Source organism: Vibrio sp. SSH13-20, from assembly GCF_040104475.1.
GTDB lineage: Bacteria > Pseudomonadota > Gammaproteobacteria > Enterobacterales > Vibrionaceae > Vibrio > Vibrio harveyi.
The window spans coordinates 403083-415870 of the sequence record NZ_JBECOU010000002.1; the positions used below are offsets into that span (position 1 = coordinate 403083).

Annotated in this window: 11 protein-coding genes; 7 read left to right on the top strand and 4 right to left on the bottom strand. The window is 46.5% G+C overall.

Features of this window, described 5'->3' with window-relative positions; all coding sequences use genetic code 11:
- Positions 1-10 precede the first annotated feature (10 nt).
- Positions 11-2788 (bottom strand): insulinase family protein, encoded by a 2778-nt coding sequence (locus tag ABMY42_RS07070; protein WP_349266158.1) that lies wholly within the window; start codon positions 2786-2788, stop codon positions 11-13.
- A gap of 377 nt (positions 2789-3165) precedes the next feature.
- Between ABMY42_RS07070 and sixA the strand changes: the two genes are divergently transcribed.
- The gene (gene sixA / locus ABMY42_RS07075) at positions 3166-3630 is read left to right on the top strand and encodes a phosphohistidine phosphatase SixA (RefSeq protein ID WP_005438776.1); all 465 of its coding nucleotides are present in this window, start codon (positions 3166-3168) and stop codon (positions 3628-3630) included.
- Positions 3631-3733: 103 nt separating this feature from the next.
- Here sixA and smrB read toward each other — a convergent pair whose 3' ends face one another.
- Positions 3734-4264: an endonuclease SmrB gene (smrB, locus tag ABMY42_RS07080; RefSeq protein ID WP_038896115.1), complete on the bottom strand. Its 531-nt coding sequence runs from the start codon at positions 4262-4264 to the stop codon at positions 3734-3736.
- A gap of 61 nt (positions 4265-4325) precedes the next feature.
- Between smrB and prmB the strand changes: the two genes are divergently transcribed.
- Together prmB and aroC are read left to right on the top strand one after the other, a co-directional pair.
- On the top strand, positions 4326-5258 hold the full coding sequence (gene prmB, locus ABMY42_RS07085) for a 50S ribosomal protein L3 N(5)-glutamine methyltransferase (RefSeq protein ID WP_005433096.1): 933 nt from the start codon (positions 4326-4328) through the stop codon (positions 5256-5258).
- 221 nt (positions 5259-5479) lie between these two features.
- On the top strand, positions 5480-6565 hold the full coding sequence (gene aroC / locus ABMY42_RS07090; protein ID WP_322851922.1) for a chorismate synthase: 1086 nt from the start codon (positions 5480-5482) through the stop codon (positions 6563-6565).
- Positions 6566-6648: 83 nt separating this feature from the next.
- Here the strand turns inward: aroC and ABMY42_RS07095 are convergent, their stop codons facing one another.
- Entirely contained in the window at positions 6649-7272 is a 624-nt protein-coding gene (locus tag ABMY42_RS07095; RefSeq protein ID WP_005433103.1) for a trimeric intracellular cation channel family protein, read from the bottom strand.
- Between the two features lie 327 nt (positions 7273-7599).
- Here ABMY42_RS07095 and ABMY42_RS07100 point away from each other — a divergent pair, with 327 nt between their 5' ends.
- From ABMY42_RS07100 to ABMY42_RS07110, 3 genes are all read left to right on the top strand, one after another.
- The gene (locus tag ABMY42_RS07100) at positions 7600-8130 is read left to right on the top strand and encodes an elongation factor P hydroxylase (protein ID WP_349266212.1); all 531 of its coding nucleotides are present in this window, start codon (positions 7600-7602) and stop codon (positions 8128-8130) included.
- A 15-nt stretch (positions 8131-8145) separates the two neighbouring features.
- Positions 8146-8409, top strand: coding sequence for a YfcL family protein (locus tag ABMY42_RS07105; protein ID WP_256902414.1), 264 nt, complete (start codon positions 8146-8148; stop codon positions 8407-8409).
- 177 nt (positions 8410-8586) lie between these two features.
- Positions 8587-9111, top strand: a complete 525-nt coding sequence (locus ABMY42_RS07110) for an NADPH-dependent FMN reductase (protein WP_110416101.1) — start codon at positions 8587-8589, stop codon at positions 9109-9111.
- Between the two features lie 167 nt (positions 9112-9278).
- Here ABMY42_RS07110 and mnmC read toward each other — a convergent pair whose 3' ends face one another.
- On the bottom strand, positions 9279-11297 hold the full coding sequence (gene mnmC, locus ABMY42_RS07115) for a bifunctional tRNA (5-methylaminomethyl-2-thiouridine)(34)-methyltransferase MnmD/FAD-dependent 5-carboxymethylaminomethyl-2-thiouridine(34) oxidoreductase MnmC (RefSeq protein ID WP_349266159.1): 2019 nt from the start codon (positions 11295-11297) through the stop codon (positions 9279-9281).
- A 128-nt stretch (positions 11298-11425) separates the two neighbouring features.
- Between mnmC and fabB the strand changes: the two genes are divergently transcribed.
- A complete protein-coding gene (gene fabB, locus ABMY42_RS07120) occupies positions 11426-12637 on the top strand; it encodes a beta-ketoacyl-ACP synthase I (RefSeq protein WP_005448024.1) in 1212 nt (403 codons plus the stop codon).
- Positions 12638-12788 lie beyond the last annotated feature (151 nt).

Genomic DNA, 12788 nt, shown 5'->3' on the forward strand with positions numbered 1-12788 from the left:
TTACAATGATTTACCCGAGACCGAAGTCTTTTGGACGCAGTTGAAACTCTTCGATCGAGCCCACTTCTAAACCGAGATTGATACGGGGTTCGTCTGCATGAGCGATGCCTTGTGAATGCATCACTAAACGGTTAGCAGTACGAGGTTTAAGCTCATTGACCACAAAGCGAATCATGTCAGTGCGAGTTAACTCTTTAAGCTCTTCCAACACTTTTTCGCGCTGATTAAAGTCGGTGTCTTTGTTACCAATTGCTACCCATAGGCGCTGCGCTCTTCCGCGCAATGTGGTGTCAGGCGTTGCAATTTGGTTCCACAATCCGCGTTTACTACTGTGCCATTGGTATTCATTGAGCTCTAACAGCACCATGTAGAACGCATTTAAAAACTCATCGATTGAGGTAACCAGTTCTGCTGGTGCTGCATTCGGTGACTGCACATAAAGCACAATCCCCGGATGGCGGTTCAGCGGCATGTTCCCCGTGCCAACCATGTAGCCTAACTGTTGTTTAGTTCGGATTTCATGGAAGAAGGTTGCCGACATTAAGTGATTTGCTAGCGAGTAAAGTGCAATATTACGCGGCGAGATATCTTCACATTGATGATAAATCACCACTGCTGAGTCTTGCTGGTTACAGTTCACTTCGCGTTGGAAACTGCCGTTTTCACCCAGCATAACGAGTGGGCGAAGCGCCTCTTCGTAACGTTGTTCTTTCACGCGCAATGCGTCTTTCAATGTGTTTGCCATGTCATGAGCTTGCTGACGCTGCCAATCGCCATAAACAAACATCTCAACGTGTAGCTCAGCGAGAATCGATTCCACGAACACTGACAGCTCATCCACTTCAATCTCTTCCAATGCTTCAACCAATGTTGCGAATGGTGGATTGTTCGGTTGGAGTAGACCTGTTAGCGCATTAAAAAGCTGGGAAATAGGTCGATCTTGCGATGAATTCCGCCAATTGCGTAATAGTTGCTGCTTAATGGTCTCAAAGCGAGCAGGGCTGAACTCACGTGCAGCAAAGCGATGCAGAATCATTTCCAGCAGCTGTGGCAGCTTCTGGCTAAAACCCGATAATGTCAGCGTGACGCCACCTTGGTGGGCATACATGTTGTAACCCATACCTGCGATTTCCGCTTGATAAGTCTCTTTGGCTAGAGAATCGAGGAACATCTCAACACATAGGCGCGTTTTTACAATGTTTTTCGGTGATGCTACAGCGTGTGAACTATCGATAGCGACGTAAACGACACCTTTTGGTACTCGGAATTCATCGTCTTGCAAGTGCCATAAACGGAAGCCTTCTACATCCTCCACCAACTCCGGCAATGAGCCACCGTTTTCAAACGGTTTTGGATCGAGTTCGTAGCAAATGTATGGGTTCTTTTCTGGGAGAACGAATTGCCAACTTGGGTCGATTTGTTGATAGAAACGGCGCTGCTCTTCGCTGAACGGCGTTACCGAGTAGGGCGTGAAGTACCACTCTGCGGTTTGGTTGTATTCCAAGCCTTTCGCTATCAATGTAACGCGAACATTTTCAACCGAAAGATATTGGAGTAATGAGCGTTGAAGCGCTGCATCATAGCCTGCCATTTTGTAGTCACCATAAACCGTGTCTTCCGGTTGATAGTGCTGCATATTGATCACCAAATGGCTGACCAAATCCATTGGGCGCGATGGCTCTTGGAAGCGAAAAGCAGATTCCAACACCGCTTGTTTTTCCAAGTAGCGCCACTCATCCATACCATCTTGTTTGATCATAGAGAGATATTGGAATACCGCTTGAACGATGTCATCGATATGGTCCAAGCCGTTTGGCGTAAGGGTGCAACTTACGGTGAAGTCGCGGTAGTTACTGCCACTCGCACCGCCGCCTGCAGAGAGGGAGGTAATCCAGCCTTTCTCTTTGAGTTGAAGCATCAGACTGCCTTCGCCTTCGTAACCCAACAAGTGAGCAAAGTAGGAGAGGGGCTTCACGCTATAGTGCGCGTCCATTCCCGGCATTGGGAACGTGAGGATCAGTTTACGGAACTCTTTGATTGGCTCGACTTGAACCAAGATGCCCGTGCTTTCTTCAGTGCCAATAGATACATCGATAGACTTACCACGTAGCTGGTGATTTGGAATGTCAGCAAACATGGTTTCTACCCACGCTTGCTGCTCATCAAGAGATTGCGGACCAAACAAAGTCAGCGTCATCAAATCAGCGGAATACTGTGAGTGGTGAAATTCAACTATCTCGTCGCGGATGGATTTGCCATCGCGATCGCCAAGTGTATCTAAGTTGCCGACAGAAAATTTTGAAAACGGGTGCTCTGGGTTGATGACTTCTTTGTTGACTTGATACAGACGGCGAGAATCGTCGTTCAGTTTGAGCTTGTATTCGGAGTCGACCGCTTGGCGTTCTTTGTCTAACGCTTCTTCGTTAAACAGTGGTGCGGTAAAGAATTGGCTGAAGCGATCAAGTGCAGTTTCAAAAGCAGTTGGTGTGACATCGAAGAAGAAACAGGTGTGCTCGGTGCCCGTCCAAGCGTTGTTGGTGCCACCATGTTGACTAATATAACTTTGAAACTCGCCTACTTTAGGGTATTTTTCCGTACCCAAAAAAAGCATGTGTTCTAGATAGTGTGCCAGACCTTGGCGATCCATCGGATCATCGAAGTGTCCAACGTTTACTGCTAGGGCTGCTGCCGACTGTTGAGCCGTGTCGGAATGAATCAGCAACACGCGCAGGGCATTACTCAATGTAATGTAGCGGTATTGATTTGAATCGTTTGGACTTAGGTGCACGATGCGTCTCCAGATTTCGCATTACAGTAATTATGATCCCCGAGTGGGGAGGCGCAAAGTTTGCGCTTCGACAAATACTGCTTGCCGCATTTTTGTTATTCGTAAGAGTACTGCATAAGCCCATCAGCAAATTGCTATGGGGTTCGAGCTATTTGAAGGAATGCACTGAGTTCATAACTTCATCGTAGAATGTGATGAACTGAGTATATTCTTTTTAATAGATTGTTAAGAAAGTCGCTATCTTTAGCAAGCGAATTGGTATAATGAACCGATAATTATATCAGTATTTTTGTTTCGACATTATTAAAGTTAGCCCGCTATCCGTATAAAGATAGCAGTCAACCTTTTGGTAGCGTTAGCTATCCCTAGGAAATAACATGAAAATATTTATCTTGCGTCACGGTGAAGCTGAGCATTTTGCGAACACCGACGCAGAAAGACAACTGACCCCAAGAGGCAGAACTGAATCGGAAGCAGTTGCCCGAGCATGTAAAGAGCAAGGTTTTGCTCAATTCGACAAAGTACTGGTGAGCCCGTACATTCGAGCGCAGCAAACTTGGCAAGAAATCAGTGCACACTTTTCGGCTAAGAGCATCGAAACGTGTGAAGACATCACGCCTTACGGTCAATCCGACCAAGTGTTTGATTTCGCTAATGCGTTGATTGAAGTTGAGAAGCTTGAATCTCTATTGTTTGTGTCGCACTTGCCGCTGGTGGGCTACCTTACCTCGGAATTTGTGAAAGACATGACGCCACCAATGTTTCCAACATCTGGCTTGGTGTGCATCGAATTTGATCCGCAAACACAACGCGGTGAAGTGCTTTGGCATATCACGCCATAGAGCAAAACCTCTCGGGATGATGGCTCGAGAAAAACAAAAAGGCAGGATTAACCTGCCTTTGTCGTTCTTGCTCGTTCGAGAAGTACTTCTCGAAGTTGGTGAGTTATTTTTCTGGAATAGACAGCAGCACCAGTAGGGCACCATCGCCGCCAAACTCTAGAGGCGCTTGGTGGAATGCCATTACGTCTGGGTGTTGAGCTAACCAAAGCGGCGCTTTCTGCTTCAGAATGTGCTTACCGATGCCGTGTTGTACACACGCACAGTGGATTTCGTTTTTCACGCAGTACGCGATCATCGCACCGAGTTCTCGCTTGGCTTCTTGCTGTGTCATGCCGTGCATGTCTAAGAAGACGTCAGGCACGTACACGCCACGACGAAGACGTTTCACTTCATAAGTGGAGACATCGTCACGCGCATAACGAGTTGGTCCCTCTTCATTAAGAAGCGGAACAAACTCATCAGAAAAGTAAAACTCAGAATCACTCGCTTCACGGTTTGAGCGTTTGATTTCTTTTTGTTTAGAATTTTTTTTTGGTTGCTGGATTATGGTATCCTGTCGCAACTTTTTTACGCCCTGTACTGCATCCTGAAACAAGGCGAAATCGTCATCGTGTTCGGTGTCTTTTTTGCTCATTAGGTAAACAATTTCGTTTTTACAATTTATGGCAGTATTGTAGCGCTTTTCGGAGGCAATTTTGGATAAGATTTTTGTAGAAGAGGCGGTATCGGAGCTCCATACCCTTCAAGATATGATTCGTTGGACGGTAAGCCGCTTTAACGCCGCTAACCTGTTTTACGGTCATGGCACTGATAATGCGTGGGATGAAGCAGTTCAGCTTATCCTGCCAACATTATACTTGCCGATTGATGTGCCTCCGCACGTATTGAACTCTCGCCTTACGACAAGCGAGCGTCTGCGTATCGTTGAGCGCGTAGTAAAACGCATCAACGAGCGTACACCAACTGCATACCTAACGAACAAAGCATGGTTCTGCGGTCTTGAGTTCTTCGTTGATGAGCGTGTACTTGTGCCACGTTCTCCAATCGGTGAACTGATTCAAGCGGAATTCCAACCTTGGTTGGTGGAAGAGCCTACGCGCATCATGGACCTATGTACGGGTTCTGGTTGTATCGCGATTGCTTGTGCGCACGCTTTCCCTGAAGCAGAAGTTGACGCGATCGACATCTCTACAGACGCTCTACAAGTGGCTGAGCAAAACGTACAAGATCATGGCATGGAGCAACAAGTATTCCCAATCCGCTCTGACTTGTTCCGCGATCTTCCAAAAGAGAAATACAACCTGATCGTGTCGAACCCACCTTACGTGGATGAAGAAGACATGAACAGCCTGCCAGACGAGTTCACGCACGAGCCTGAACTAGGTCTAGCTGCTGGTACTGACGGTCTAAAACTGGTTCGTCGTATTCTTGCTAACGCACCAGACTACCTAACAGACGATGGTATTCTTGTTTGTGAAGTCGGTAACTCAATGGTTCACATGATGGAACAGTACCCTCAAATTCCATTCACTTGGATTGAGTTCGAGAACGGCGGTCACGGCGTATTCATGCTAACGCGTGACCAATTGGTTGAGTGTGCAGAAGAGTTCAAACTGTACAAAGACTAAGTCTGTCGAAATAAACCATTCGAATAAACAATGAAAACACCGAGCCCAGTGCTCGGTGTTTTTTTATCCGCTTCGCACTGAGCTTGGAAAATTTCGGCTGTTTTGTTTTTTCCACCAAATCGGGCTTTACATCAAAACGTAATACCGCCACTATGATTCCACGAAGAATTGAAAAGCAGTTGCGCTCATGGAGAGCGTGGCGACAAGAACTTGAGGAAGTAATGGCAGGAAACAGTATCGGACAACATTTCCGAGTAACGACATTCGGAGAAAGTCACGGTATCGCACTAGGATGTATCGTAGACGGATGCCCTCCAGGTTTGGAAATCACTGAGGCAGATCTGCAAACGGATCTCGACCGTCGCCGTCCTGGCACATCACGTTACACTACCCAACGTCGTGAACCGGACGAAGTAAAAATTCTTTCTGGCGTTTTTGAAGGTAAAACCACAGGTACTTCAATTGGTCTGATGATCGAGAACACAGACCAACGTTCTAAAGACTACTCAGACATCAAAGACAAGTTCCGTCCAGGACACGCTGATTACACTTACCACCAAAAATACGGTGTGCGCGACTATCGAGGTGGCGGCCGTTCGTCTGCTCGTGAAACGGCAATGCGTGTGGCGGCTGGTGCAATCGCTAAGAAATACCTAAAAGACGAGTTCGGTGTAGAAATCCGCGCTTACTTATCGCAAATGGGTGACGTTTCAATCGATAAAGTGGATTGGAATGAAATCGAAAACAACGCGTTCTTCTGCCCAGATGTAGACAAAGTGGAAGCGTTTGATCAACTTATCCGTGATCTGAAAAAAGAAGGCGACTCTATCGGCGCTAAAATTCAGGTCGTGGCAACCAACGTGCCTGTTGGTCTTGGTGAGCCTGTATTTGATCGTTTGGATGCAGACATCGCGCACGCGTTAATGAGCATCAATGCGGTGAAAGGCGTGGAAATCGGTGACGGTTTTGATGTGGTAAACCAAAAAGGCAGCGAGCACCGTGATACGCTTTCACCAGAAGGCTTTGGTAGTAACCACGCGGGCGGCATTCTTGGCGGTATCTCTACTGGTCAAGAGATTGTTGCAAACATCGCGCTTAAGCCAACCTCAAGCATTACGGTGCCAGGTGAGACTATCACTAAAGAAGGTGAACCAACTCAGCTGATCACTAAAGGTCGTCATGACCCTTGTGTGGGTATCCGCGCTGTGCCTATCGCAGAAGCGATGCTGGCTATTGTCGTTATGGACCATTTGCTACGCCACCGTGGTCAAAACCATGGCGTACAAACCGAGACTCCAAAGATTTAAGTTTGAAGCTTAACTCGATAGAAACACAAAAGGCTGCTCAATGAGCAGCCTTTTTCATGTCTTTTAATAGGTTTCTATTTGAATCAGTGAATCGACCCTTCGGTTTCCAAGTGGAATGAAGGCAAGCGCCATTTAAAGCGTACTGCCGCCATACGCAACATGTAACCAGTAATCAGAGTCACAATCGTTGCGGTTACGTCCGGTACGTTGAACTCAAGTAACGCTAGGTACAAACCTGATGCGATAAGTGCTACAGAGGCGTAAAGCTCTTCATGCAGCACAAGCGGCGTTTGACGACAAATCAAATCACGTAGCAGACCACCAAATACGCCAGTTACAAGTGCTGACACCATACAAATGCCAGGGTGTAAGCCCATGCCAATCGCTACCTTGGTGCCGATGATGCTAAATACGATCAAGCCTAGCGCATCCAAACGAATGAACAGACCTTTCAGCTTGATTACCCACTTCGCCAAGCCAGTTGTCAGTACACCCGCAACGCATGTAATTGCTAAGAATTCAGGATTCTTTACCCAACCTAATGGGTAGTGACCTAGCAAAATGTCGCGTACTGTACCGCCGCCGATTGCCGTTGCACTGGCTACCAACATAACACCAAACCAATCCATTTTTCTTCGACCAGCACTCAATGCACCAGTCATGGCTTCAGCCGTGATACCAATGATATACAACACACTTAGCAGCATAAGGGGACACTCAAATAAAAGGGCTCTGTTATGTCCTTGAGGTTAAGGAAAACAGCAGCAAAACTTACCAACAAGATCTAAGCCTTGGGGATAGGCTTAAATCCAAAAAGAATCTCGCTTTAAGTAGCGTTGAAGTCGCCATCATTAAGCGTAAAAATAAGGCGTGAGTGTAGTGGGAAATGTGATCTGTGACGAATGAGAAATTGTATGGAGAAAGCGACTTTCAGATTAACTCAGCTAATAACCAAACATGTTGTGTGGCTTTACCTGTGTAAGAAAAACAGCGACAATGCGCACCGCATATCAATTTGAATTACAGAATCGATGATGAATCACGAATATCAAGACCTTATCACCATCTTCAACGACACGTTTATTGAGTCTTTTAATACCAAATTAGAACTTGGTGGTGATGAGCCTATCTACTTACCGGCTGACGAAGCGCACCCACATCATCGGATTATTTTTGCTCGTGGCTTTTACGCGTCAGCACTACACGAGATTGCCCATTGGTGTGTAGCAGGACCAGAGCGCCGCTTGCTAGAAGATTTTGGTTACTGGTACGAGCCAGATGGTCGTACAACAGAGGTTCAAGCTGAGTTCGAAAAAGTTGAAGTTCGCCCCCAAGCTTATGAGTGGATTCTCGCGAAAAGTGCTGACTTCCCTTTTAACGTTAGTTGTGACAATCTACACGGCGATTTTGAACCAGATCGTCTTGGTTTTATGCACAAAGTGCACAATGAAGTAATGGGTATTTTAGAAAACGGTCTTCCGCCGCGCGTACAAATGCTATCGGATGCCTTGCGTGCCTTTTACCAAACCAAGCCGCTGGAACCATCTGACTTTATCGTTAAATAACCTCAGAGAAGCTCCATGATTATTGAATTTGAAGAAAAACTACTAGAATTGATTGATGCACGCATTGAAACCGCATCGGATGATGAATTGTTTGCTGGTGGTTATTTACGTGGTCACATTTCTCTGTCTGCGGCGGCGTGTGAAGAAGAAGGCATTAACGATGTGGCTGAGTTGAAATCTCGCATCGAAAACAGTCTTGAAGAAGCACGTTCAGAACTAACGCCAGCCGATCGCGTGATCGTGAGCGATCTATGGCAAGAGCTTCAAGCACAAGCTTAAGCCACCATCAGTTTTTATAAGCTTCGACAGGTTGCGCTAAACCTCTGGTTGAAGCAAAAAGAGTTGAATTAAACTCCTTCGAAATTTTCGAATCTCTCCTTAAAATTTTTGTGGTTGTAGCACGCTCGTTCACCTCTTACTCTTGTTAGTACAAAACGTGAACAAAGGACTACAACCATGAAAATTATCGCATTCGGCGCTTCTACTAGCTCTACCTCTATCAATAAAACTCTCGCGACTTACGCTGCCAATCTTGTTGAAGGTGCAGACGTGCAAGTGTTAGATCTCAATAGCTACGATGTTCCTTTGTTCAGCGAAGACAAAGAGAAGGAAATTGGTCAGGCAGAGGGTGCAAAAGCGTTTCTTGCTGACATCGCAACAGCAGACGCTTTGGTGATTTCTTTTGCTGAGCATAATGGCTCTTACCCAGCAGCATATAAGAATTTATTCGATTGGGCGACACGCATCGATCGCAACGTATTCCAAAATAAACCGGCGGTGTACTTAGCGACTTCACCTGGTCCTGGTGGTGCACAAACGGTACTCGCTGCGGCAACAGGCTCTGCGCCTTACTTTGGTGCTGAAGTGAAAGCATCGCAATCTATTCCAAGCTTCTACGATAACTTTGATTTGGAAGCGGGTGAGTTCCGTAATGCGGAAATTGTAGAGCAGGTGAAAGCGGCCGTGGCGGCGTTGAATTAAACACTTGTAACCCCCTCTAATTCCCCCGTTAGAAAGGGAAAGATCAGTGCGGAGTTCGCAACTTGCTCCTTCTGGAAAGACGGAAGGACTATAGCGGGGTTAAGAACTTGTTCCTCCCCTTTTTTAAGGGGGAGGATAGGAGGGGTTCTTTACACACTCGAAAAACGTTACAACTCAGTAATTGCCTTCCCTTTACGTAGCTTTCTTACCCACATACGGCTAGGGTGCAGCTCAGTCAGGACATCAACAGGCAGTGGTAACGGATCGCCACAGATTTGTGAAGCCAACACTTCTGCCATTAGAGGTGCTGAGCTCAAACCACGAGAGCCTAAACCTAGGAAACAGAATAGGTTAGGGAACTGGTGAATCGCGTCAACGTCTTGCTCTTGTTGATTTTGCAGATCCGCATATTGCGTTTTGATGGTTTCAAAGTCGCCTACGTTCCCTACAAACGGAAGGTGGTCACGGCTAACACAGCGAATACCTTGGCGTGACAAGTTACCAGAGGTATCCACCTCTTTCGTCCAAGTTTGGTTCGGCAGGCACTTCACCAATTTCTCAGCGTTGTCTTTTTGCGCATCCTCGTCAAACTCGTAATCGAGGTGGCTGCGGTCGTAGCTTGCACCGATACATAGGTGCTGATTATTCGGGTTAACAGGTGTCATGTAACCGTCGTAACACAGTACCGTTTTCAGCTTGGACAAAGTTTCTGTCGCTGGTGCGTGGCTAACTTGACCTTTTACCTGACCCATTGGTAAATCAGCGGTTTGGCTTAGTGTTTGGAACTCACTGCCATTAGCAACCACTACAGTTGAATGTTCAAAGCTTTGACCGTTCGTTTTCAATATCCAAACCTTGCGCACTTTGTCCCAAGTGAGCGACTCGACTTGATGCTCGAACTTCGCTTCAAAAAGTTCTGTTTTATCCAATTGAGCTATCAAGCCTCGCGTGAGTTCAGCAGGGCATAACCAACCGCCAAGAGGATAGTGAACCGATGCCATATCAATCGGCAAGCCTATCTTCTCTGCGGTCTCTTCAGCAGATAGTTTATGAATTAACTCTGGTGTGAAATTGCCAGCAAGCATTTTCTCTAATTTATCTGCAGATTTGTCATCCCACATCAGCTGAGTAATGCCGCACCAATCGTGATCAAATTGGATATCTTGCGCTGCTTGGTCAACAAACTGACGGGCAAACAAAAAGCCCGGAGCGAATACACGAGAAACGCCTTTGTGTGGACCATTTAATAATGGGTACACTGCGCCTTGGCGGTTGCCTGATGCGCCTTCTGCAGGTTGAGCGTCTTTGCAGTAAAGCGTGATATTTTGACCGCGACGAATCAGCGTTTTAGCCAAAGCCGCGCTAGCGATACCGCCACCAATAATCGCGATGGAATCATGATTGGTCGAGGCAGTGCGGTTAAACCAAGGTAGGTGGTTTGAATGCGCTTCACGCTGCTCCATCGAACCTGCAATCATTTCACGTTTGGTGCCGAAGCCTTTGACTTTTTTCATTGCAAAGCCCGCTTCGTTTAAGCCGCGACGCACAAAACCCGCTGCCGTAAAGGTTGCGACCGTACAATCCTGTTTCGCCAATTTTGCCATGCCGTTGAATAGGTTTTGGTTCCACATTTCTGGGTTTTTGCTCGGTGCAAAACCATCTAAGAACCAAGCATCAATCAAGCCTTGCTCTTCATAAGGAACAAGCGGCATGCAGTCTTTGATATCGCCAAACCAAAGATCGAGTGTGATAGCGCCGTCTTCTAAAACAATGCGATGACACTCAGGCACTGCGGCTGGATAGTGCTGTTGCAGTTTTTCGGCAAACTCTGCCAATTCTGGCCATGATTGATGCGCTTTTTCTAAATCAGCTTTGCTTAGTGGGTACTTCTCAAAGCTAACAAAATGTAATTCTTTTAGGGTTGCCTCTGGATATTCGCGACGAAATTCGGTAAACCATTGCCACACGGCTAAGAAGTTCAATCCTGTGCCAAATCCGGTTTCACCAATAACAAAACGTCTTTGGTCAAATTCCTGCCATCTTTCTGGTAGATGATTTTGTTTGAGGAACACGTAACGCGTCTCTTCGAGACCGTTTACGTTGGAGAAATAAACATCATCAAATTGGTCAGAAACCGGTGTACCAGCTTCGTTCCAACCAAGTTCTGCGTTTTTAATCGAAGTCATAATGGTGCAAATATGTGATTTGGCGCGGTTAGAATTCGGCGATTGTACGAATTTCTGGGAAAGCTGACCACTTTTGTTGACTATCTTAGTTATTATCTAGCGGATTTTTGAATTATAGGAATGTCATAATGAAACGAGTCGTAATCACCGGTATGGGTATTGTTTCAAGTATCGGTAACAACGTCGAAGAAGTTCTAGCGTCTCTTAAAGCGGGCAAATCTGGCATCACTGCGTCTGAGCAGTTTAAAGAAAACGGTCTGCGTTCGCAGGTATGGGGTGATCTGAAAATCAACCCAGCAGAATTTATTGACCGTAAGCAGATGCGCTTTATGGGTGATGCGGCTGCTTATGCATACCTATCAATGCAGCAGGCAATTGAAGACGCTGGTCTATCTGAAGAACAAGTTTCAAACGATCGTACAGGTATCGTTGCTGGTTCTGGTGGTGCTTCTGCATTAAACCAAACAGTAGCAACTGACACGATGCGTGCAAAAGGCGTAAAACGCGTAGGTCCATACATGGTTCCACGTACTATGTCTTCAACAGTATCAGCGTGTCTTGCAACACCATTTAAGATTCGTGGCGTGAACTACTCAATGAGCTCAGCTTGTGCAACGTCTGCACACTGTATCGGTCACGCGATGGAGCTTATCCAACTTGGTAAACAAGACATCGTTTTTGCAGGTGGTGGTGAAGAGCTAGATTGGTCTCAAACTATGATGTTTGATGCGATGGGCGCACTATCAACTAAATACAACGAAACACCAGACAAAGCATCTCGTACTTACGATGCAGACCGTGACGGTTTCGTAATCTCTGGTGGCGGCGGCATGCTAGTTATCGAAGAACTAGAGCACGCTCTAGCTCGTGGCGCGAAAATCTACGGTGAGATCGTAGGTTACGGTGCGACTTCTGATGGCTACGACATGGTAGCACCATCAGGTGAAGGCGCCGTTCGTTGTATGAAGATGGCAATGCAAGATGTTGATGCTATCGACTACATCAATACCCACGGCACTTCTACTCCAGTAGGTGACGTGAAAGAGCTAGGCGCTATCCAAGAACTATTCGGTGATAACAGCCCAGCAATCTCTGCGACAAAAGCAATGACAGGTCACGCACTAGGTGCAGCTGGCGTTCACGAAGCGATTTACTCAACGCTAATGCTAGACAACAACTTCATTGCCCCAAGTGTGAACATCTCTAACTTGGATGAAGCAGCACAAGGTCTAGACATCGTAACGGAAGCTCGTGAAGCTGAGTTAACGACGGTTATGTCAAACAGCTTTGGTTTTGGTGGTACAAACGCGACATTGGTAATCAAAAAGTACCAAGCGTAAGCGACTCAAAGCTAACTGAATTTGTTGGTCGGAATGTCACTATGGTTTTCTCAAATGGCGTCAACGGACCGACAAACCAGTTTCCAGAGCTTGATCAGTCAAACTGATCGAACAGACGCAGACTCTATCCCAAGGAGAGCGGGATAGGATC

Excerpts from the sequence above, each read along its gene's own strand:
- fabB (WP_005448024.1), top strand. The coding sequence starts at position 11,426 with ATGAAACGAGTCGTAATCACCGGTATGGGTATTGTTTCAAGTATCGGT.
- mnmC (WP_349266159.1), bottom strand. The coding sequence starts at position 11,297 with ATGACTTCGATTAAAAACGCAGAACTTGGTTGGAACGAAGCTGGTACA.
- smrB (WP_038896115.1), bottom strand. The coding sequence starts at position 4,264 with ATGAGCAAAAAAGACACCGAACACGATGACGATTTCGCCTTGTTTCAG.
- ABMY42_RS07105 (WP_256902414.1), top strand. The coding sequence starts at position 8,146 with ATGATTATTGAATTTGAAGAAAAACTACTAGAATTGATTGATGCACGC.
- aroC (WP_322851922.1), top strand. The coding sequence starts at position 5,480 with ATGGCAGGAAACAGTATCGGACAACATTTCCGAGTAACGACATTCGGA.
- ABMY42_RS07110 (WP_110416101.1), top strand. The coding sequence starts at position 8,587 with ATGAAAATTATCGCATTCGGCGCTTCTACTAGCTCTACCTCTATCAAT.
- ABMY42_RS07100 (WP_349266212.1), top strand. The coding sequence starts at position 7,600 with ATGAATCACGAATATCAAGACCTTATCACCATCTTCAACGACACGTTT.
- sixA (WP_005438776.1), top strand. The coding sequence starts at position 3,166 with ATGAAAATATTTATCTTGCGTCACGGTGAAGCTGAGCATTTTGCGAAC.
- ABMY42_RS07095 (WP_005433103.1), bottom strand. The coding sequence starts at position 7,272 with ATGCTGCTAAGTGTGTTGTATATCATTGGTATCACGGCTGAAGCCATG.